This window comes from Sphingobacterium sp. UBA5639, from assembly GCF_002421245.1.
Classification (GTDB): Bacteria; Bacteroidota; Bacteroidia; order Sphingobacteriales; family Sphingobacteriaceae; genus Sphingobacterium; species Sphingobacterium multivorum.
The window spans coordinates 1-22,643 of sequence record NZ_DIJR01000002.1; the positions used below are offsets into that span (position 1 = coordinate 1).

Below are 22,643 nucleotides of genomic sequence, written 5' to 3' on the forward strand. Positions count from 1 at the left end.
CTTTTTGAGACAGCCTCTTTTTATCTTATATTTAGTCACCTTTCAACTTGAGATCTAAAATCCCACCTTCCACCAAACGTTCAAAAGGAAGTTGCCAACCTTTCCACAGGCGATTATTCAACCGAACTTGATCAACAATAGAACTATTGGGTTGCTCTTTCTTCACCTGAATGATAAATTTATTTTTTCTTAATTTCTTCGGCAATTGTATCGTTACCCGATCGAAAAGTGGCGCGCCTATCTGAAGTGCGGGCTTCTCGGTGGTGAGACTTCGGACATCGAATAGGCCGATACTCGACAAGACATACCATGCTCCAAGCTGTCCTTGGTCTTCGTCTTGTCCGTAGCCATAGCCATGTATCGCATCGTTACCATAAAACTCATTGCAAATTGCCCGTACCCATTTTTGACTCAGATCAGGTCTACCAGAAAAATAGAACAGCCAAGAGATATGCAGGTTCGGTTGATTACCGTGATTATAAAGACTTTCAATCCCTGCGAAGGCGTCAATTTGTGTACCACCTCCAAACACATTCTTCTGCGACACCGTAAAGATACTATCCAACCGCTGATTGAACAGATCCTTTCCAACGAGTTTAACCAATTCTTGTGGGACATGCGGAACATAGAACGTATACTGCCATGCATTTCCTTCCTGAAATCCACGCCATGGTTCATAAGGGTTAAAGTTTGAAATGAATCGTCCAGTACTATCCTTTGGCCGCATAAACTTCGTCTCGGCATCATACAGATTGCGCCATCCATTGGATAATTCCTGAAATTTAACATAGTCTTTTTGACGCCCCAATGATTTTGCAAATTGCGCAGCCGCTCCAGCGGAAAAAGCATATTCCAAGGTATGCGAAGCGCCAAAAGGAGATCCATTGGTCATTAATTCGGGACTGCCATGATCATCTTTTATATAAGGTGAGTAGCCTTTGCGGACGAAAACTCCCACATCTAACTTTCCTGCTCCAGGCAGACGGTCCTTCGCTTCCAATTCATTTTTGCGTACCGCATCATAAGCAAGATTCATATCATAGTCACGAATACCGACATTGTAGGCCGCTGCGATTGCCAAACCCGTAAAATTAGTTCCTACACCCGAAACGTATTTACTGTTGGCAATACCGTCTCCTAACCAACCTGCATCGCGATAGACCAACAATTGACTCTGAATCCAGTCGTTGTAATAGTCTGGATACGCAATAGACCACAACTGTGTCAAATTCCAAAATGCGCCCCAGATAGCATCGGTATTATAATGATGATGAATCGGTTGCCCTTGCTTATTTAGGGCAATCTGCCCTACCGAGCCGTCATTTTTGGGATATGCACCATTTACATCGCTTGCAAGCCCACGGCCAAGTAAAGCATGATACAATCCCGTATAAAATTTAATGCGGTCGTCCGCTTTGCCCCCTTCCACCAAAATTCTTCCCAGTTCACTATTCCAGGTTTGCAAGGCATTATTCTTTGCAGCATCAAACGACATATCCTTCGCCTCTTTAAGCAAATTCAGTTGTGCGTTTTCTACAGAAGTATAAGATAAACCCGTCTTGATGTCTATTGATTCGCCTGCTTCAGTGCCAAACTTCAGATATACTCCAGCTCCTTTTCCTTTTATGCGCGTATGTTGGTCAAAAGTTATAGAATCTCTAAATGTCCCAAAAGACTTCGGTTGTTTGTTGATCTCCGCAAAGAAAAACATTTTGACCGTAGCCCCCTGCTGATATTTTTGTACATATACAGGATTGGTAACCACATATCCCCAGACGTGCTGTTTGTCATAATTTACTTCGGCATCAACGACCGGTCCACTTTCCCCCATCACATGGCCAATATCGAAAATAAGGTTGGCTTCTTCCGTTTTTGGAAAAGTATAGCGGTGAAAACCGACACGCTTCGTTGCCGTAAGCTCAGCAAGTATATTATAATCTTTTAGCATGACACGGTAATAGCCAGAAGTGGCAAATTCATCCTTCTTGTCAAAATCGGAACGATAACCGCTTTTTGGACGATCAAGTTGACCGGGCATTGTCTTCAATTTTCCGACGGATGGTGCAAATACCACTCCGCCTACCTGAAATTCGTGAAAATTAGCAAAGCCTTCTATTGAGGTATGCCTATCGTCATAACCCAAGGCCTCCCAGCCCGACTTGTTCCCATAGCTTCCATTTGTGCTCGGAGCGAGCTTAGCCATTCCAAAAGGTACGGCTGCTGGTGTATAAAAGAAATACCGACTATGGACGGATCCAATATTAGGTTTTACAAAAACGGTCAAATCTGTTTTCTGCTGTGCGGAAACAGCTGCCGTACTCACAAATAAACTACAAAAATAATAAATGATACGCTTTACCATTGTTCTCAATTAGGTTCTACAGCAAACTTACAAAAAAATAGAGTATGTATAAACATGAGTTAGATTTTATTACTTAATTTAACGACTTAACAGATTGCATCGCAACGCCTAAATTTGTAAAATTTTAAATACTAATCAAATAAAACACTATTAAAGCTTAAATACTGACATTTTTCCATAACTTTGATTGTACATACATATTAAAATATAACCAGTAAATAAATTCAAAAAAATACACATCGAACGGCTGATCTTCGATCACAAGCCTGAAATAAATACAAATTAACGTTGAAATAAATACCAATGATTGACAGGTACACTTGTCAATCCTAATTAATTACAATACAACCACAATGAAAAAAAACACCACATTTTTTAGTCTAATACTTCTGTTACTCGGAACCCAACTATCAGCACAACAAACAAAATCCGACCGTATCGCGCAACTTAAGTTAGCAAAAAGCATTCTAGCGGATCAAAACCTAAAATATGTGGACAGCCTTGCCCGAGAGGTCATCAAAGAAGGTTTCAATGCGGGAAGTGGCTACTCACAAATTTGGGCCAGAGATCTCAATACATTCATCGAAACCGCATTGGAAGAGCGGTCCCAAGCGGACATTAGAGGGGCTATTTTAGTATTTTTTAGGATGCAACAGCCCAATGGCGAAATGGTAGACGGCTATGTACTAAAGAAAGACTTTACCTGGCATGATGATACACCCTACTATTCAAAAAACGCTCCTGATCATGTGGGTTTTAAAAACACGGTAGAAACCGGCCAGGAAACGTCACTCATCCAATTGTTGGGTAAATACATAATAAAAACAAAGGATTACAGTATCTTGGAAGAGTCTATCGGTGGAATTTCTGTAAAAGACCGTATCCAACTTATGTTGGATTATCTGAAAAAGGAACGGTTCAACCAAAAGTATCAGCTACTTTGGGGTGCGATGACAGCAGATTGGGGAGATGTACAGCCCAACGACAGCTTTGGTTGTGATTGGAATGACCAACTTTCCAATGAGGCAATCGATATTTATGACAACGCGATGTTTATTATTGCATTGCAGGCATTGATTGATATCCAGCCCAACTCTCCCAAGGTGGCGGAATGGAAAGGATTAAAAAAGAGTCTCGAAACGAACAGTAGACGTTATTTATGGGATAAGAAAAAACAAAAATTCATTCCGCACATATACCCTAGGACATCACCTATTCCTAAAGGATTTGATGAAAATACGATCCATTATCATGGCGGCACCGCCATCGCTATAGAAGCGGGGCTACTAACACCTTCAGAAATAAAAACAGTCAACAAACAAATGCTTGAAAACGTGCGGTTATCTGGCATGCCGAGTATTGGATTGACCTTGTACCCAACCTATCCCGTCGGATTTTTCATTGGCGGAATGGCTCAACCTTACCAATACCAAAATGGTGGTGATTGGACCTGGTTTGGCGGGCGGATGATCCAGCAACTCGTTTTAAATGGCTTTTATCAGGAAGCCTATACCGAACTCCAACCGATGATCGATCGGGTTGTGAAAAACAAAGGATTTTACGAATGGTATGGTCAAAATAACGTACCCAGTGGATCAGGAAAATTCAAAGGTTCAGCAGGCGTGCTGAATAAAGCAATAGCTCTCCTAGAAAGCTGGGCTGAAACTACCCTGGAAAAGAATCATTAAAAGAATAAATAAATTAGCTATTCACTCATCCAATTAATCCATTCAAAAAGGATGAGTGAATTCCCTAATAATCTCTTCTGCTTTCGACAGTATAGGTAAAACTTTCCGCGCGGTAGAACCCTAAATTATATTCAATCGGCTTCCCAGATTGGTCAAATACAAAGCGCTTGCGGGACAGAATAGGATCACCGATATTAATCTCCAATTTATCAGCTATAAATTTATTTGCGGCCATTGCATCCAGCTCTTCCTGAGAAAGATCTGCAACGACATGATAATCTGCTTCTAAGATCTCATATAAAGGTCTCTTAAAATCTTCATCGCCGTTTAAACCTATACGCGGATGGAAGTAAGAGATAAAATAAACAAATGGGTCATCTTTCTTTCCTCTCAGACGTTCTAGTTTTAATAGCTTTTGCTCCTCATCTACATTAAAAAACTTCGAGACTGCTTTGTCCGGAACAACCCAGCTGACGTGAAGCTCAAAATTCTTTACCTCAATTCCTCGGTTTTTCATCTCTTGTGAGAAACTCAGCCAATTCTTGGATTTGGAACTAAATTTGGAACTAGCCACCTTCGTGCCTATTCCCTTCTTTCTAATGAGCAACTCCTCGTAGACTAGTTTATTGATCGCCAAACGCAAAGTAGAACGGGAAATTGCCAATCTTTTTGCTAATTCAATTTCGTTGGGCAATAACTTACCCTCTATATATTCAGGCTGCTTAATTAATTCGCGTAACAGATTCTCTGCTTGTATATGCAGCGGAACAGGGCTTTTATGATCTATTTTTAAATTCATCAGTTGGATTGCTTGTGCTAAAATAAGATTTTTTGCATAATTAAAAAAATAGATATATGTTTGTATGTATATACATATTAATATAAACCGCAGATGTCAAAGAGATTTATCATCATTTTATGTATCGTTTCACTTGGAGGACTCCTTTTCGGTTTCGATATGGCTGTAATTGCAGGTGCATTGCCGTTAGTAAAGCAATTTTTCGGACTATCTCCTGCTCAAGAGGGCGTTTTTGTCAGTTCAGCCCTGCTAGGCTGTATTGTCGGTGTATTTTTCACAGGACCATTAACAGATAAATACGGCAGAAAACCAGCCTTTGTTACTGCGGCCCTGCTCTTTTTATGTTCAGCAATTGGCTGTGGATTCAGTCCTTCTTATAGCATATTAATTGCAAGTAGAAGCATTGGGGGCTTGGGTGTTGGAATAGCCTCAATCGTTGTGCCCTTATATCTCGCTGAAATATCGCCAAGTAAATTTAGAGGAAGATCAGTCACCTGTTACCATCTCGCTATTACATTCGGGATCCTTTTTGCGTATATCAGCAATTATTTGATTCTCGAATATAGCTCCGCACAGCAAAATGAACTCTGGCGAACTATGTTTTTAGTTGGTGCAGTACCGGCTTTATTGTTATGCATCGGAGTTTACTTTATTCCTGAAAGTCCACGTTGGCTATCTAAAAATGGGCGGAACACGGAAGTAGCAGCGATCAGTGGCGCATTAGGACTATCGGATATACAAGAGGTCGGCAACGTTTCCTCGAAGGGAAATCTACGTGATCTCTTCTCGCCTATTTATCGCAAGGCCTTCCTATTGGGCTTATTCCTTCCTTTATTTTCACAGCTCAGTGGCATAAACGCAATTGTCTACTATGGTCCGAGCATATTGCTTGAATCTGGTATTTCATTAAATAATTCCTATCATGCTCAACTATTCTTTGGAGCCGCCAATGTGTTATTTACTTTCTTTGCCATCTGGAAGGTTGACAATTGGGGTAGACGTCCCTTATATCTTTTGGGAACGGTAGGTGCTACCCTGAGTTTGCTGGTTACTGGATATCTTTTTAATCAAGGTCAAGTCAATAATATCGCATTGATTATCGCTATACTTTCGTTCTTATTTTTCTTTGCTTTTTCCATTGGCCCGCTAAAATTTGTTGTGGCGGCCGAAATCTTCCCAAATGCCATCCGGGCTCGTGCCATGGGTATCAGTATTATGGTGATGTGGATTTCCGATGCTATCGTGGGACAACTAACACCCATTCTACTCGCTTCCTGGGGGGCCCGCTATACGTTCTGGTTGTTTGCATTTTTCTGTGCCATCGCATTCCTTGTTGTACTTGCATTCCTTCCGGAAACAAAGGGTAAACCTTTGGAAGAGATCGAAAAATTCTGGATTGAAAAGCACAATAAAAAATCAACAAACAAGTAAGCAAAAAGCGACTTAATCCAACATCATTCATTTGCAATAAATTACATTATATGTATTCTAATACTCAAACAAAACCTTTTCAGTACGAAATCACACCGACGTTTCCGGTTCAAGGAACACTATCAAATTCCTACACGGATCTTGCTGCACATCTCATTACACATAATATACATAGCATTGATGGTTTTGTAGGTGTTGACTGGGCTACAATCATCCCCAAGCTAAAGCAAGAATTTGAAAAACAGGGCGTAACTCCACGATTTATTGCCATGGATTCAGCTTTAAAAACTGAATCAGCGATCCAGGAGCTTGTCGCACCATACCTCGGTGGCGACGATCCATTATTTGGAAAAAAGGCCGGGATTCAACTCATTGAATACTTTGACACCCAAAAGCTTGCGGACCTTCAAACCATACGAGCAAACGCCGAATCAATACAAGCTGAGTATACCATCTTTTATGGCCCTGGAGCATCATTAGTCGATACGTCTAGTCAGCTGATGTTTATTGATCTGCCCAAAAACGTGCTAATTCAACGTATGCGTGCGGGAGAAGCTTCAAACTTAGGTTGTTCAACACAGACCAATCAAAAGGAAACCTACAAACGTTACTATTTTGTCGATTGGGAAATATTGAATAGACATAAAAGGTCTATCCTTTCCCGTGTCGAAATTCTTGCCGATCAACAATCGTCCCAAAACCTACCATGGATCACAGGGAAGAATCTACATGCTACTTTGCTGGCCATGTCCCAAAATTACTTCCGCGTACGACCAACTTTTGAACCCGGCGTATGGGGTGGACAGTGGATGAAAGAGCACCTTTCAGGCATAGATCAGCATGTCAAAAACTATGCGTGGTCCTTCGAAATGATTGTCCCTGAGAATGGCATTTTGCTCGAAGCAGATGGACATACACTCGAAATTTCATTTGATCAATTGATGTTTCAAGAAAGTGCCAATGTGCTTGGTCATGCCCAGCAACGTTTCGATGTTGAATTCCCGATACGCTTCAATTTTCTGGATACCTTTGATGGCGGCAACCTATCCATTCAATGTCACCCTAGTCCAGCCTATGCAAAAACAGAATTTGGAGAAAACTTCACACAGGACGAATCATACTATATCGTTGATAGAAAAGAGGACGCACAAGTGTATCTGGGCTTTCAGCAATCCATTGATGCAGACAAATTTCGCTCAGCTTTAGAAGAGAGCTTCCATACCGGAACAGCCATGGATATCGAGCAATACGTTCAAAAATTCGAATCCAAGAAACACCAATTGTATTTGATACCACATGGTACTGTACATTCTTCCGGCGTGAATAATCTCGTACTCGAAATCAGTGCAACACCTTACAATTATACCTTTAAAATGTACGACTGGGTGCGTCCGGATTTAGATGGGAAACCACGCCCATTAAATATTGATAGAGCATTCGCCAACCTCAATTTTAGCCGAAAAGGTGATGTCGTAAAAAACACGCTGCTTGCTCAGCCCACTGAAGTAGCCCTTGATGCGCAAGCAACAAGAATACATTTGCCAACGCATGAAGATCATTTCTACGATGTTTTTAGATACGAATTCGATCAGGATGTTGCAATTGAAACACAAGGACAGTGTCACATCATGATGCTTGTGGAGGGGGAGGCAATTGAGCTGACGACAGCAAATGGCATGAAGAAAGTCTTTCATTATGCTGAGACTTTTGCTGTTCCTGCTGCTGCCGGATCCTATACATTGCGTAATTTAGGAAACGATAAGGCAAAGGTTATCCAATCTTTTGTCAAAGAATCCAAATGTTAATCAAACCATTTACTATAAACTAACAGCACAATGAGAACTCTATTTTTTGCGTTATCTTCGTCTCTCCTATTACTGTCCTGCCAAAATGCTGGCGGTAAGGTTTCGACAAGCAATTTACAGGACAGCATCCAAAAAGACAGCAGCTTCAATCTTGTCAAAGATATGGCTACGAACGTCATTAAAAGTGGATTCAATGCGGGGGATGGATACAGTGAGGTGTGGATTAGAGATTACAATACATTTATCACCTTAGCAACAAAAGTCCATCCCCATGAACAGATCAAAGATCAATTAGCTTTGTTTTTTAAGCTACAAGGTCCTGATGGTAATATTGCCGATGGTTTTGTCAAAAAATCCAGCTTAAAAAATGGCGTATCGGACTATTATACCATCACTAGTCCCTTAGCTCCTGATTATGCAGCACACAAAAATACAGTTGAAACGGACCAGGAGTCTTCTTTGATCCAAGCGGTACATAAATATATCGTTGCAACGAAAGATAAGGCTTTTCTCGATGAAAAAATTGGAAATGCGGCTGTAAAGGATCGCATGGAGCATGCTTTACAATTTTTATTGGACAAACGTTATAATGCTACTTATGGTTTACTTTGGGGCGCAACTACAGTCGATTGGGGTGACGTTCAACCTGAACACGATTGGGGTGTCCACCTGGATGAAAATTCGCATATTGCTTTGGACATCTACGACAATGCAATGTTTTTGATCGCGCTTGACAATTACATGGATCTTTTCCCTGAGAAAAAAGAAAAGTGGGGAAAAATCAGAGCGTCTATAGCAAGTAATACCATGAAACACCTTTGGGATGAAAAGAACCAAAAGTTTATTCCCCATATTTATATCAAAGGCTCTCCATTTGCGGCTGATTTTGATGAAAATCAAATCTATTATCATGGTGGAACAGCAATTGCTATTGAGGCTAATTTGCTCAGCAAAGAGCAAATAAAAGTTTCATTGGATAAAATGATTAAAAATGTAAAAGATGCTGGTGCAGCAACTATTGGACTTACCGTGTACCCAACTTATCCGGCAGGCTCGTTTAAGAACAAAGGCATGTATCCTTACGGTTATCAAAATGGTGGGGACTGGACCTGGTTTGGTGGTCGTATGATTCAGCAGCTTGTTAAAAATGGCTTTCAACAGGAAGCTTATGCGCAAATACAGCCGATGCTTGCCCGTGTTATCAAAAACAAAGGATTTTATGAATGGTACACAAAAGATAACAAACCAGAGGGCTCTGGAACTTTTAGAGGTGAAGCAGGTGTCCTTTACGATGCCATCGAGTTATTAGAAGGTGCTGGCACGAAATAAAAACAGCTTATCGTGATGTAAAAAGAGCAGCAGGAAATTCCTTGCTGCTCTTTTATTTGAAATCGTCACCTCCGCATTCCTATTCCTATTCCTATTCCTATTCCTATTCCTATTCCTATTCCTATTCCTATTCCTCCTATCCCACTCTAGCGCATTTTGTCTCATTCCCCTTATACATTCGCTTCACATCTGCTAAGATATCCTGTTTATGTTCCTTAATAACTTTCCCATCTTACCCAATCGTTAAATTATACAATAATATTTCATTCGGATCGCGGATTTCCAGCGTATAGCCAGCAATTCCAACAACAGCTCAAAACCTGATTGTATCGGTTTCAATAAAAGGCAAACTATAATTACCGGTATCTGCCTTAATCTTAGCGTTCAGCTGCTTTATCGTAGCGACTTCCTGATTTGCGGTTTTATAGAGATAGACGTTTTTTAAACTCGGAAGGTCGTTCAGTTTTGACAGACCTTTTGAGGTAACTTTTGTTCCCGTCAGATTTAAATACGTTAATTTTGACAGACCTTTCAACTGGCTCAATCCGGCATCGGAAATTTCTGTATTTTCTAGATGTAGGCGGGAAAGACTCGGCATTGCCGAAAATATTGAGAAAGCAAGATCTGTAACAGCTGTATTTCCTAATTTCAGCTGTACAATATTATCCTTAATACTTAATAATTCCTGTAGGTCCTTATCATTAAATTGAGGATAATTAATGGCATTAACCAACACAAAGTTATTATCTTTTGCAACTTGGATGATCTTAATACCCTTAGCCTGCCAAGCATCGATTTTATCTTTTGGCAAAGCTGGCGCCGCAGGTAAATCTGCATATAATACCGATGGAGTGTCTTTTTCCCCTGTTTCCAATTTTTTCAACAAATGAGCGATTTCCTCCGTTTGTGGTATTTCACGCACTTTTTTATCAAAATTGGCTCCTTGATCTATCCACCAGGCAATCAGTCTGATCTGATCAGGAGTTATCGGAGTACGACCTTTAGGTGGCATTCGCTTCTTATGTCCCTCAGGTAATACCAACCTGGCATATAATTCACTCTTTTTCGAATCGTTTGCATGCAGTACTGTGCCATTCTCTCCCCCTTTTAACAAATTCTCTTTTGTATCCAATGCCAGCCCCCCTTCCTGCTTTTTTTGCCCATGGCAGCTTTGACAACGCTGTTTAAGAATAGGTTGAATAATTCCATTATAGGCTTCTGCTTCCTGTGCATTTTGAACGATAAGAACCTCCTCTTTATCTTCTTCCGTTTTAAACAGCTTTTTTAGTGCCACTGGCATAGCTTCGACAAAGTAGCCCTTTCCATGCGTTAATGTTCCACCATAGTGTCCAGTGACCCCAATCATGATTACTACGAGAAAAAAAAGCCAAAAGCGAAATGCAGCAGAAGATTCTTTACGATAGAGAAACCACAATAATAAGCTGCTCAACGCCACGACAATTCCTAACCACTTGTGATAGCTCAGTACATCCTCCTCATAACCTCCATTTCGTGAAAGCAGATAACCCGATAAAGCAGCCACTATGGCGGCTATAGTCCCTAGGAATAAGGAGAGCTTAATAGCAGGCAAATACATAGCTCCGCCTTTAAACTGCGCAATAATTGCCATAACAAAAGCCAACAACAATATGCCGATCGGTAGGTGGACCAAAAGAGGATGAAATCGTCCCGAAAAGCCCAATAATTCATCAAAGAAAACCATCATTCTTTATATCTGTCTTTGAGTAAATGCAACATATAGACATTGATTGACCACTGATCGGCCACCGGTTGTTGTGTAAATGGCAATGTGGGTAAATAACCCGCTGGGCCAAACTCGGTTGTTATGGTTAATAACTTCATCCCATTTTCCTTGTGTTTAGCAACAACTTTATCCCACCAGGCCAAATGTTGTGCAACAATACTCTTCCATTCAGGAGCGGCGGGGTCGTTGACTTGTGGTCCTTCGGGATGCCCAATGCGTGCATGAATGTGCTCAGTTCTGGACAGTGCCTTTGTTACGGCCTCGGTCTGATCAGAAAGCATTGATTCGTGTACATTGCACCAATGCGAAATATCCAACGCAAGTTGTAACGTCGGAATCTTCTCTAAATATTCTTTTGTTACATGGGCTGCAAAACTAAATCTTCCGCGGTGTGTCTCATGATAAACGGGAATACGGTACTTATTTTTAGCTGCATCAGCAAGCTCAATCAATGTTTTGTTCTGTTCAAACGAGTAATAATCTTTACCTGTATGGCAATTAATATAATCGGGTTTCAGCTGTGCTGCTTCATCCAAATTACGCTTAAAACTTTCTTTATATTCCTCATAAGTTCCACCAGATCCCCCTGAAAGTAACCCTAAACTCAATCCATGTTTATGTAATGCATCGATCATCTCTTTGCGCTCTTTGGGACTACCAGGTAACCAGGATTCAACACCATCGTAACCTGCATTTTTCACACGGAGACAGAACGTATCCCAGGAATCACTATTTCCCCAATTGGTGCAATAATATTTAATGTGCAACTGCTGGGCAGTCATGGATAGAAAACTGCTCATAAATAAAATTAATACTAGAAATTGTTTCATTTTTTTAAATTATAGCTTGAATTAGTTCACCCTCCACATCTGTCAATCGGAATGGTCTTCCCTGAAAATCGTATGTAAATTTCTCATGATCAAAACCCAAAAGATGAAGCATGGTCGCATGGACATCGTGTACAGAACTACGCCCTTCTACCCCGGCGAACCCGATATCATCGGTTTGACCGTAACTTATACCATTACGAACTCCTCCACCTGCCATCCAGATGGTATAGGCATCGGTATGATGATCACGTCCCAGGAATGGCATGTCGCTGTTGTCCCTATTTTCTTGCATCGGTGTGCGCCCAAATTCCCCGCCCCACACCACCAGTGTTTCTTCCAGCAAACCACGTTGCTTTAGATCCATAATTAATGCGGTCATTGGTCGATCAATCTCTCGGCATTTATTTCTAAAACCGAGATCAATCGAATCTGCTGGATTTGTACCGTGACTGTCCCAGCCCCAATCAAATAACTGAACGAATCTCACCCCTTGTTCTACGAGTTTCCGAGCCAATAGGCAATTATTGGCGAACGATTCCTTACCAGGCTCTGTTCCGTACAATTCGTGAATATAAGCCGGTTCATTATTGATGTCCATCACTTCAGGTACGGCTACCTGCATTTTATAAGCCATCTCATATTGTGCGATCCGCGACAAGGTTTCGGGGTCTTTAAAGGTATCGTACTCTGTTTTGTTGACGTTATTTATGGCATCGATCAAATCACGCTTCATACCCCTTCCCATTCCTTCAGGATCGGCAATGTACAATACGGGATCACCCTTTGAACGACATTGAACACCTTGGTATACCGATGGTAAAAATCCACTTCCCCAGACACTTTTACCAGCATCAGGCGTTTTACCTCCCGATGTTAACACAACAAAACCGGGTAAATTGCTATTTTCAGATCCCAGACCATAAGTTACCCATGAACCAATGCTAGGGCGACCGAGACGGGCACTTCCTGTATGCATAAACAATTGGGCCGGGCCGTGATTGAACTGATCGGTATGCACAGCCTTCAGAAAACTCACTTCATCAACGACTTTACTAAAATGAGGCAAATGATCTGATACCCAAGCCCCACTTGCTCCATACTGTTTAAAAGTAGCCTGTGGTCCCAACATTTTTGGAATCCCACGAATAAAAGCAAATTTCTTTCCCGCAAGCAAGGACTCCGGACAAGGTTGATTATGTAATTTCTGCAAGGCAGGCTTGTAATCAAATAACTCCAATTGTGATGGAGCGCCAGCCATATGCAGGTAAATGACACTTTTAGCCTTACCTGGGAAATGAGGTGGCTTGGGCACAAGTGGATTGAGTGCATTCAGATCCAACTTTTCTGCTGATTTTGACTGTCCCCATCCATTACAACTCGTTAACAAACTCCCCAAAGCAATACCGCCGATACCGGCCACACAATCTTTTAGAAAATGTCTTCTGGTGACAGCCTGCAATTCAAATTGTTGCGCTTCTTTTATTAGCTTATTTAGGTCTTTCATCTGACTATCATTACGTATGAACGAGCTGTGTCTCTAAAATTTTAGTGCGCAGCTTTAGCTCATTTCGGTTTATATTCTTACTATTTTATAGGTCTAACCTTCTCAATAAAGACTTCGTTTTCATACGATAGTCCTTATTCAGAAGTTTCGGTCCATATTTATCATTTCAATATTTATGATTTCGTTAAAAATTCGTCCAAATTCAACACTGCATTCGCAACAAGCATGTAGGCAGCTTTTGAAGGCAGGACCATTACATTGCTTTTTGCTAAATCTTCATTCAAAAATTTGGCTGCCGAATCAGGCTTTTTGCTGAAATCAACCAATGCCTTTTGATAAAGATGTTCCAGCTCTTTGAGTTTCTTTTCATCGGCATCCTTCAACATGGCACGTTTATAACCGACACGAATACCGTTCCGAAGGTTTCCATTTCCCTCTTTCTCCATAATAGTCCCCAGATGTTTAGCCGCTTCGAGATAAACAGGATCATTTAATGTGGCAAGCGCTTGCAGCGGTGTACTGGTGCGAATACGGTCGACCAAACAAACCTCCCTCCTAGAAGCATCAAAAGAAACAAAAGACGGATAAGGACTCGTACGCTTTAAAAACGTATAGATGCCCCTTCGGTATTGATCTTCTCCAGTACTTTTCACCCAGGACTCACCGCTATATACAGTCATCCATACCCCATCCGGTTGGTAGGGCATTACACTTGGTCCATACATTTTGTTGCTGAGCAATCCACTTACAGCTAAAGCTTGGTCACGAATCTGTTCGGCAGATAATCTAAACCGAGGTCCCCTTGCCAAATAATAATTCTGTGGATCCTTCTCAAAATTGGAATTGTTCAAGCTAGAGGACTGCTTATACGTTCCGGATAAGACAATCTCGCGGATCAGTTTTTTAACGCTCCACTTTTTGGTATTCATCAGATCTAGGGCAAGGTAATCCAATAACTCTCGGTGAATTGGCGGGATACTCTGAGTGCCCATATCTCCCAATGGTTCAACTAGGCCCCGGCCAAATAGCTGTGCCCATACGCGATTAACTAAGGTTCGTGCTGTCAAGGGGTTTTCCTTACTGACAATCCACTGCGCAAACCCCAGACGGTTGCGCGGAGCGCCTTTCGGGAAACTATTCAGTGAAGCCGGAACTGTAGGCTGTACTTCCGCCCCCAGAGACAGACGGTTACCACGTATAAATACATTTGTTTTACGATGCATGTCTTTGGGATTTTCAATCATGATTGGCACACCTTCGGGTTGCATGTTGACCAACTGGAGAAAAGTCTTTTGAAAATTCATATTATCCAGTGACTTTTCATGTGGAAAGTTCTCACGAAATGCAAACCATTCAATCATGCAGATCGGCTGCCCATGCGCCACAGATGGATTTTTGAAAACCAGATATAAGTCATGTACACCGCGAGTCGGGAGTATGGGAGACTGAATAACCTGTCTTCCATTTGTACTCGGCAAATCAATAACGGCGAGAATTGGTCCTGTAGGTTTATCCACGTGAATTTCTAATTTTCCACCTACCGCGCCTGTCCAGAAATTCATAAAAAATTGCTGTTTATTATCCAAGTTTATTGCCCTTAACCGAGCCGATCCTCCAGTTCTAACCCCCAACCATTTCGTATCATAAAGCGCACCATCTACTATTTGATCGCTGTAATGCGCATGTATTTTGGGTTCAAGAGTGTGAAGGAATAGATCTGTTGATTTTACCAAGCTTGTATTTCCCGTAGTCGACAACCACCTTTTTATACTGTCAATTCGCTTTTCATCTTGTGCCGTATAAAAACGAAGTTTAGGATGATCACCTTGGGTGTCTTCATCTCTGGTGTTGTTAAAAAAAGCTAACGATTTATAATACTCTTCAAATTTAAAGGGATCATAAGTATGGCTATGGCATTGTACGCATTCGAAGGTTGTACTCAACCATACTTGATAGGTTGTATTTAAGCGATCCAAAACCGCAGCCATCCGAAATTCCTCACTATCGGTCCCCCCTTCATCATTATTCATGGTATTGCGATGGAAGGCGGTTGCGATAAGTTGATCCTTGGTTGGCTCCGGGAGCAAATCCCCAGCGAGCTGTTCAATCGTAAATTCATCATAAGGCATATCCTTGTTCAAGGCCTTAATGACCCAATCCCGATAGGACCATATCGTGCGCGAACCATCCTTCTCGTAACCCTTCGTATCTGCATATCGCGCCATATCCAACCACCAACTCGCCCACTTTTCGCCATATTTCTGCGACGCCAGCAAACTATCTACACGCAAGGTATAAGCATCATCACGCTGATCTGCTTCAAAGGCTTGAATTTCTGCCAACGTGGGTGGAATACCAATCAGATCTAAATACACTCTCCGTAACAACAGTGCTTTATCGGCCTCATCAGCAAAGGATAATTTCTTCTCCTTCATCTTATCCAAAACAAAAAAATCAATCGTATTGTTCACCCCTTTAGGTTTGACACCAAATATACCGAGCAATGAAAAAGGTTTAGGTACCTCAGTATCCTTGGGCGTAGTATATGCCCAATGCTCTCCCCATTTGGCACCTTCATCGATCCATCTTTTGAGTATATCAATTTCATCATCGTTCAGTTTAGGGGCGTTGTAAGGCATACGCAATTCAGGGTCATCGGAAATCAGTCTCTTTACCAGTTCACTATGTTCGCCATCGCCACGAATAATTGCTGGTTTGCCAGACTCGGCTTTGGCGAAGGCCTCATTTTCAAAAAGAAAACTCAGTCCGCCATTTTTTTTAACCCCACCATGGCATGTGATACAATGTTTATTCAATATCGGTTTAACATCAGCGCTAAAATCAATTGGCTCTTTCTTTCCAAAGGTCAAAATGCTCGTACCAATAAGCACAAGCGCCAATAATGTTAGCACCACAATCTTTTTTCTCATAGCATTGGGATATATCTACTCTATAATATTTTAGGTTTATGCACTACAACGAAATAAATAATGATTGTTTTTTTCGTTAAGCGGAGCCGAAACTATCCGATAAATGTGCTAGTTTCGAGTAGGATAAAATTAGATAACAACACTGGATTATACTAAAACTGGATTAACAGAAACATAAACAATATTACCCTTTGCTCTTGCAAGGTTTTCTGGATACTATATTCCCACTTGCTCAAAAGATTGATTTAAAACAGCATGATGTACTTTTTTCGGTTAAACTGCAGACCCTAAAAACGGTACTTTTATACCATATTCTTTCGTCTCAAAAAGTATAACAATTTCGATACGAACTCACTTTTTTGATTTCATACACTGCATACATCTCAGTTAAATTTGCTTAAACGTGATTCCAGTATCAGGGCCATCGCTTTGCTAAAATAGTATGCAAAAAAGTAACAATAGTGTCAGTACCTCCCCATCCAGAGTTTTAAATTTACAAGCTAACCCTTTCAATTATGAAATATCTTTATTTAATACTATGCTGTTCGTTTACCCTGTTCTCTTTCGGGCAACCAACACCTGACAACAACCTCCATTTCGATCAGTTGGCTTCGCGATGGGATGAAGCCATTCCCTTGGGAAATGGTCAATTGGGTGCACTGATTTGGAAAAAAGACAATACGATTCGATTTTCACTTGATCGCGCAGATCTATGGGACGAAAGAAAGGCCTTTGCAATAGAAAACCACAATTTCAATTGGGTCCAACAACAAATAAAAAACAACAGCTACGGCATTGTACAACAGTGGGGAGACGCTCCTTATGACAGATCCCCCTATCCCACTAAGCTTCCAGCAGCGTCGCTGTTCTTTGACTTGGCGAAATTTGGCACTGTCGTTTCAAACGTACTTGATCTGGAACAGGCCACCAATATTTTTAGATTTAAAGATGGTAGGATATTAAAAACCTTCATACATGCCTATAAACCATTTGGCTATTTTGAAATCACAGGAAACAATGTTAGTGACCTTTTACCTCAATTAATTCCACATCAATATGAAAATAACACAAACAAAGACGAAAACAAAAGCGTTGTCGAAGGTCAAGATTTAGCAAGATTAGGGTATAAGCAAGGAAATATAATCCGCACCAGCAACTATGAAGTGCTGCACCAAAATACGTATGATGATCATTTTTTTGAAGTTGTATTGAAGTGGGAAAAAATATCAGCTAAAAAGCTGATTGGTTATTGGACAATCGTCAATGATCAAAAGGCAACCCCATCTGCACTTTCCCTCAAAAAATACACCGAAGAAAAAGCAAACCATTTGCATTGGTGGTCAAACTATTGGTCCAAATCAAGTATAACCATTCCTGATAAAAATCTTGAAAAACAATATTATCTTGATATGTATAAACTCGGTGCTGTCGCAAGAGAAGGTGCTCCAGCAATTACGCTTCAGGCCGTGTGGACGGCGGATAATGGTGGTCTTCCTCCTTGGAAAGGCGACTTTCACAATGACCTTAATACACAATTAAGCTACTGGCCAGCCTATTCGGGAAATAGATTGGCCGAAGCCAAAAGCTATACGGATTGGCTCTGGAAGATCCGCAAAAAAAACAAGGACTTTACAAAGCAATATTTTGGTGTCGATGGGCTGAATGTACCCGGTGTCCTCACGTTAAATGGAGACCCTATGGGTGGATGGATTCAGTATTCTCTTTCTCCTACTATTGGTGCATGGGCGGCCCAGCATTTTTATTGGCAATGGAAATATAGCATGGATAAAACCTTTCTAAAAGAACAAGCCTATCCCTATATCATGGAATCTGCAACTTACCTTAAAAATATAACCACACTTAAAAATGAACGCCGTTACCTGCCCTTGAGCAGCAGTCCCGAATACAACGACAATAGTGTATCAGCATGGTTTGACAATTGGACTAATTTCGATCTTAGTTTAGCGCATTTTCTTTTCCAGGCTGCTACAGAGGTGAGTACAGCAATGTGCAAACCGCAAGAAGCAGAGAATTGGTTAAAATGCAAGGCGCAACTACCTCACTATGCGACCGATGAAACTGGGCTACAAGTTGCTGTAAATCTTCCAATGAAACATTCCCACCGTCACATGTCTCCCTATATGGCAATTTATCCATTGGATTTATTAGACATCAATAATCCGCATGAAAAAGAGCTCATTGAGAGCTCCCTAGATCACATTAAAAAACTGGGTACACGTGCGTGGGTTGGTTATTCCTTTGCATGGATGGCTTGTTTACACGCGCGCGCTAAACAAGGAAAAGAAGCCGTAACCAATCTTCGAAAATTTGCGCAGAACTTTTGTTCCTCCAATTCCTTTCATTTGAATGGCGACCAAAAAGGCGGGCAATATTCAGACTTTACGTATCGACCATTTACCTTAGAAGGTAACTTTGCATTTGCACAAGGAATACACGAATTGCTCATTCAGAGCAAAAATAACTATGTAGAAGTTTTTCCGGCTTTACCTGCTGAATGGGCAACAGCGTCTTTCAAAAATTTGAGAACGATGGGTGGATTTATCGTAAGCGCTGAAAAAAAAGAAAATAAAATTGTTCTGCTGAAAATAACTGCTACCGAAGATGGTACCTTTCGAATTTTTGAACCCAAGGCACTCATGCACATCAGCACTAAGAAGCTCATACAGAGAGATAACACCATACAATATGTGAAATTAAAAAAGGGACAAACAGTCAACCTATGTAGCCTATAAAAACAATGGATTTGCCTTACCAAATTAAAAAAACACCTTACACAGTACCGATACAGTCAATTTAAGTCAGCTGATAGCGTGCAAACAATGCAAAGAACCCAAATCATCCGAAGCGATAATTTGGGTTCTTTGCATTGTTACATTACATTATTTAGAATGATTATAAAAAATAATAGATAATCCTTTGAAAAATGCAATAGGACCAATAACTTTACCTCTGTTTATAATTAATCTAAATAAAATATTCAATGAATCGCGTCATCATCTACCTTATGTTGCTTGTCCCAGGAGCTCTACTTGCGCAAGCACAGCACAAAGCAGAAATACTGGGTAAAATCCTTTCGTCCGACGGAAAGCCCATTGAAGGGATAACCGTCAGACTACAACCGCAAAACATAACAACTTCTACACGATCTAATGGTTCATATCAATTTAAATCACTTAAGCCGGGTCAGGCAAAATTAGCCATCTCAGCCATAGGTATTCAACCACATGAGCAGGAAGTCGAAATTACGGACGGTAAAAATAGGGTTCCTGATATTTACTTAATTGAAAATCAAGCGACACTGCAAGAGATCGTTATTAATGGTAAAGGAAATAACAAATTCACACGGAAACAGAGTTTATATGTTTCCAAAATGCCACTGAAAAATATGGAGAACGCACAGTCGTATGCTGTCGTTACCAAAGAGTTGCTAAAAAGTCAGGTGAATACAAATTATGATGATGCATTAGCCAACGTTTCAGGAATTGATAAGCTTTGGTCGGCGACTGGACGGTCCGGAGACGGTGTTAGTTACTACACGTTGCGCGGTTTTAGTACGCAGGCTGCCATGATTAATGGTGTAGTCGGTATTTCCAGTACAAGTCCAGACCCTGCGAATCTCGAAACAATTGAAGTGATTAAAGGGCCCTCTGGTTCATTATATGGCGGTGCGGCTGTTGGTTTCGGTGGATTAATCAATAATATCACGAAAAAACCTTTAGATACCGTGGGCGGTCGGGTAAATTATATTTTTGGAAGTTTCGCACAACATCGCCTTACGGCAGATATATATGGCCCATTAACAGCAGATAAAAAATTGCTCGGACGAATCAATACAGCATTATCCCATACAGGTACCTATCAAGACGCAGGATTTAATAAGTCGGTGTTTATTACACCTTCACTAACCTATAAACCAAACGAGAAACTGGATATCCAACTCGATGTTGAACTTTACCAAAACAAGGCTACTAATCCACTGATGGTTTTTCTCAATCGTTCACGTCAATTATTTGCCAGAATCCCCGAGGCACTCCAATTCGATTTTGATAAGTCCTATACTGCTAACGACGTCACATTCAAAAACCCAACCACCAACCTCCGCGGAAATGTAGTGTACCGGTTTAATGAGCGGTGGACGTCCAATACCACTGTAAATTGGAACAACCGGAAGGCAGATGGCTACTTTCAATATGTGATGTACCTACAAAACAGCAATGACACACTTATTGACAGATATGCTGGTAAACAAAATTATGCTGCAAAAAATATCAATGCTCAACAGAACTTTATTGGTGATTTTCATATCGGTGAGCTTCGCAATAGACTACTTGTCGGTCTGGATTATTTATACCAGCAAACAGAAACACATAATTCGCCCTATGTCCTTGTAGACCAGATCAACACAGCAATAGATGATCCAGATTACTATAAATTTAATGCAGGAACCATTGACGCATCCATAAGCGCTTCAACGGCAGCCAAAACGAACAATAGAGGTCGAAATCAAGTATTGGGAGCCTATGTTTCAAATGTATTGGATCTCACGTCGCAGCTACATCTAAACCTAGCGTTGCGTATGGATTATTTTGATAACAAAGGAACCTACAACTTCGATAAAGACACAACAACTGGGACTTACCATCAGACTGCGTTCTCACCCCGTTTCGGTTTGGTTTATGAAGCTGTAAAAGGTCAGGTATCACTATTCGCCAATTATCAAAATGGGTTTAAAAATGTATCTCCAGTTGTACAGCCACATCCCAGCATCTCGGGAGACTTCAAGCCCCAACAAGCCAAACAATGGGAAGCCGGAGTCAAATTAGACCTTTTAAACAACAAATTAGGCCTGACAGCAAGTTACTATGACATTTCAGTAGATAATATGCTTCGTCCTGACATAGTCACCATTGACGGACAAACCTATAATATTAGTGTACAGGACGGAACGCGCTTGAGCCGGGGAGTTGACTTTGATGTAACATTGGCCCCTATTCAAGGTCTAAACCTCATTATGAGCTATAGTTATAACAATAGTAAGATGACTAAAGCAGACAAGAATGTCAACAACCTACGTCCGACAGAAGCTGGGCCTAAACATCTTTCCAACATCTGGGCAAACTATAGCTTACAGCAAGGAAAACTAAAAGGACTAGGATTTGGTATCGGAATGAATTATGCAAGTGAAAATGTAATTACCAATAGTGTTGCAACTGGCACATTTACCCTTCCGTCTTACACACTCCTGAACGCGAGTCTATCTTATGGATTTAAACATTTTGAATTCGCCTTCAAAGCAAACAATTTAGGAAATCAAACTTATTTCAAAGGATGGACAACGGTAAACCCACAAATGCCTAGAAATATACTTGGAAGTTTTGCCTATCAATTTTAAAAATATTTTTCTATAAAAAAAGCGTTTCGACAATGGTGGAAACGCTTTTTTTAACGTGAACTACAATTTATGCGAGCTCAATCAAAAATTCCTCTTTTGGAAGTCTAAATTTTTTCAGCTTCAACAACCAATCTTGTTCTTCCATCCGATAACCCAACGGAAGCATAACCGCACTCTTCAATCCCAGCTTGTCTAAACCAAGTAATTCATCCAATTCGGCATTTGAAAAACCCTCCATAGGCGTCGCATCAACGCCTAGTTCTGCTGCCTGCGCAATTGCCAAACCAAAAGCAATATAAGCTTGCTTCGCCGCATGTGCCGCTTGTTGTTCTTCTGTAAAACTTGCTAATTGGCCTTTCAACCTATTTTTATACTCGTCAGTGCTGTCTAAAGGTAAACCTCTCAAGGTATTCATCTTGTCGAAGGTTTTATCAATGCGTTCGTCGGTGTATCTATCCCATCCTGCGAACACCAATAGATGTGAACTATCAGCCACTATTTGTTGCCCCCAAGCCACAGGCACAATTTTTTCTTTTAATTCCTGATTCGTAATCACAATTACACGGAACTGTTGAAGTCCAGAAGAGCTAGGTGCCATCCGTGCTGCCTCCAAAATCTTATCCAAATCTTCCTGAGCGACCTTTTTTGTAGGGTCGTATTTTTTTGTGGCATAACGCCATTCTAGAGTATCCAATAAAGCCATTTTGTTTTAATTTAAATGATCAATAGCAATTTCATAAAGTTATATAAAGATACATAAAAAAATAAATGTCTAAACATCAAAATC

General features: G+C 40.8%; 13 protein-coding genes. 6 read left to right on the plus strand and 7 right to left on the minus strand.

The features are described 5' to 3' along the window. Positions 1 to 31: 31 nt before the first annotated feature. Entirely contained in the window at positions 32 to 2,362 is a 2,331-nt protein-coding gene (locus B4Z90_RS00775; RefSeq protein WP_286801169.1) for a GH92 family glycosyl hydrolase, read from the minus strand. 353 nt (positions 2,363 to 2,715) lie between these two features. On the opposite strand from B4Z90_RS00775, the gene B4Z90_RS00780 reads away from it, so the two are divergent. Continuing rightward, entirely contained in the window at positions 2,716 to 4,050 is a 1,335-nt protein-coding gene (locus tag B4Z90_RS00780) for a hypothetical protein (RefSeq protein ID WP_286801170.1), read from the plus strand. Between the two features lie 64 nt (positions 4,051 to 4,114). Here the strand turns inward: B4Z90_RS00780 and B4Z90_RS00785 are convergent, their stop codons facing one another. Further along, complete coding sequence (locus B4Z90_RS00785) at positions 4,115 to 4,849, minus strand: GntR family transcriptional regulator (RefSeq protein WP_286801172.1); 735 nt, start codon at positions 4,847 to 4,849, stop codon at positions 4,115 to 4,117. Positions 4,850 to 4,942: 93 nt separating this feature from the next. Between B4Z90_RS00785 and B4Z90_RS00790 the strand changes: the two genes are divergently transcribed. The 3 genes from B4Z90_RS00790 to B4Z90_RS00800 are packed head-to-tail and all read left to right on the plus strand — an operon-like array spanning position 4,943 to position 9,414. After that, positions 4,943 to 6,280: a sugar porter family MFS transporter gene (locus tag B4Z90_RS00790; RefSeq protein ID WP_286801173.1), complete on the plus strand. Its 1,338-nt coding sequence runs from the start codon at positions 4,943 to 4,945 to the stop codon at positions 6,278 to 6,280. Between the two features lie 50 nt (positions 6,281 to 6,330). Beyond that, positions 6,331 to 8,085, plus strand: a complete 1,755-nt coding sequence (locus tag B4Z90_RS00795; RefSeq protein WP_286801174.1) for a class I mannose-6-phosphate isomerase — start codon at positions 6,331 to 6,333, stop codon at positions 8,083 to 8,085. 30 nt (positions 8,086 to 8,115) lie between these two features. Next, a complete protein-coding gene (locus B4Z90_RS00800; RefSeq protein ID WP_286801176.1) occupies positions 8,116 to 9,414 on the plus strand; it encodes a hypothetical protein in 1,299 nt (432 codons plus the stop codon). A 313-nt stretch (positions 9,415 to 9,727) separates the two neighbouring features. Here the strand turns inward: B4Z90_RS00800 and B4Z90_RS00805 are convergent, their stop codons facing one another. The 4 genes from B4Z90_RS00805 to B4Z90_RS00820 all read right to left on the minus strand — a co-directional run bounded on the left by B4Z90_RS00805 (position 9,728) and on the right by B4Z90_RS00820 (position 16,443). After that, a complete protein-coding gene (locus tag B4Z90_RS00805; RefSeq protein WP_286801177.1) occupies positions 9,728 to 11,140 on the minus strand; it encodes a c-type cytochrome domain-containing protein in 1,413 nt (470 codons plus the stop codon). Further along, positions 11,137 to 12,009 (minus strand): sugar phosphate isomerase/epimerase family protein, encoded by an 873-nt coding sequence (locus B4Z90_RS00810; RefSeq protein ID WP_286801178.1) that lies wholly within the window; start codon positions 12,007 to 12,009, stop codon positions 11,137 to 11,139. The genes B4Z90_RS00805 and B4Z90_RS00810 overlap by 4 nt, the downstream gene beginning before the upstream one ends. 4 nt (positions 12,010 to 12,013) lie before the next feature. Continuing rightward, positions 12,014 to 13,513: a DUF1501 domain-containing protein gene (locus B4Z90_RS00815; RefSeq protein ID WP_046674607.1), complete on the minus strand. Its 1,500-nt coding sequence runs from the start codon at positions 13,511 to 13,513 to the stop codon at positions 12,014 to 12,016. Between the two features lie 173 nt (positions 13,514 to 13,686). Next, positions 13,687 to 16,443, minus strand: a complete 2,757-nt coding sequence (locus tag B4Z90_RS00820) for a DUF1553 domain-containing protein (protein ID WP_286801179.1) — start codon at positions 16,441 to 16,443, stop codon at positions 13,687 to 13,689. 515 nt (positions 16,444 to 16,958) lie between these two features. Here B4Z90_RS00820 and B4Z90_RS00825 point away from each other — a divergent pair. Then, positions 16,959 to 19,196: a glycosyl hydrolase family 95 catalytic domain-containing protein gene (locus tag B4Z90_RS00825; protein WP_286801181.1), complete on the plus strand. Its 2,238-nt coding sequence runs from the start codon at positions 16,959 to 16,961 to the stop codon at positions 19,194 to 19,196. 248 nt (positions 19,197 to 19,444) lie between these two features. Continuing rightward, complete coding sequence (locus tag B4Z90_RS00830) at positions 19,445 to 21,856, plus strand: TonB-dependent siderophore receptor (protein ID WP_286801182.1); 2,412 nt, start codon at positions 19,445 to 19,447, stop codon at positions 21,854 to 21,856. 67 nt (positions 21,857 to 21,923) lie between these two features. Here the strand turns inward: B4Z90_RS00830 and B4Z90_RS00835 are convergent, their stop codons facing one another. Continuing rightward, the gene (locus B4Z90_RS00835; RefSeq protein WP_070565384.1) at positions 21,924 to 22,559 is read right to left on the minus strand and encodes an NAD(P)H-dependent oxidoreductase; all 636 of its coding nucleotides are present in this window, start codon (positions 22,557 to 22,559) and stop codon (positions 21,924 to 21,926) included. Between the last annotated feature and the right edge of the window lie 84 nt (positions 22,560 to 22,643).

Excerpts from the sequence above, each read along its gene's own strand:
- B4Z90_RS00790 (WP_286801173.1), top strand. The coding sequence starts at position 4,943 with ATGTCAAAGAGATTTATCATCATTTTATGTATCGTTTCACTTGGAGGA.
- B4Z90_RS00810 (WP_286801178.1), bottom strand. The coding sequence starts at position 12,009 with ATGAAACAATTTCTAGTATTAATTTTATTTATGAGCAGTTTTCTATCC.
- B4Z90_RS00805 (WP_286801177.1), bottom strand. The coding sequence starts at position 11,140 with ATGATGGTTTTCTTTGATGAATTATTGGGCTTTTCGGGACGATTTCAT.
- B4Z90_RS00780 (WP_286801170.1), top strand. The coding sequence starts at position 2,716 with ATGAAAAAAAACACCACATTTTTTAGTCTAATACTTCTGTTACTCGGA.
- B4Z90_RS00775 (WP_286801169.1), bottom strand. The coding sequence starts at position 2,362 with ATGGTAAAGCGTATCATTTATTATTTTTGTAGTTTATTTGTGAGTACG.
- B4Z90_RS00800 (WP_286801176.1), top strand. The coding sequence starts at position 8,116 with ATGAGAACTCTATTTTTTGCGTTATCTTCGTCTCTCCTATTACTGTCC.
- B4Z90_RS00785 (WP_286801172.1), bottom strand. The coding sequence starts at position 4,849 with ATGAATTTAAAAATAGATCATAAAAGCCCTGTTCCGCTGCATATACAA.
- B4Z90_RS00820 (WP_286801179.1), bottom strand. The coding sequence starts at position 16,443 with ATGAGAAAAAAGATTGTGGTGCTAACATTATTGGCGCTTGTGCTTATT.
- B4Z90_RS00795 (WP_286801174.1), top strand. The coding sequence starts at position 6,331 with ATGTATTCTAATACTCAAACAAAACCTTTTCAGTACGAAATCACACCG.
- B4Z90_RS00830 (WP_286801182.1), top strand. The coding sequence starts at position 19,445 with ATGAATCGCGTCATCATCTACCTTATGTTGCTTGTCCCAGGAGCTCTA.
- B4Z90_RS00825 (WP_286801181.1), top strand. The coding sequence starts at position 16,959 with ATGAAATATCTTTATTTAATACTATGCTGTTCGTTTACCCTGTTCTCT.
- B4Z90_RS00815 (WP_046674607.1), bottom strand. The coding sequence starts at position 13,513 with ATGAAAGACCTAAATAAGCTAATAAAAGAAGCGCAACAATTTGAATTG.
- B4Z90_RS00835 (WP_070565384.1), bottom strand. The coding sequence starts at position 22,559 with ATGGCTTTATTGGATACTCTAGAATGGCGTTATGCCACAAAAAAATAC.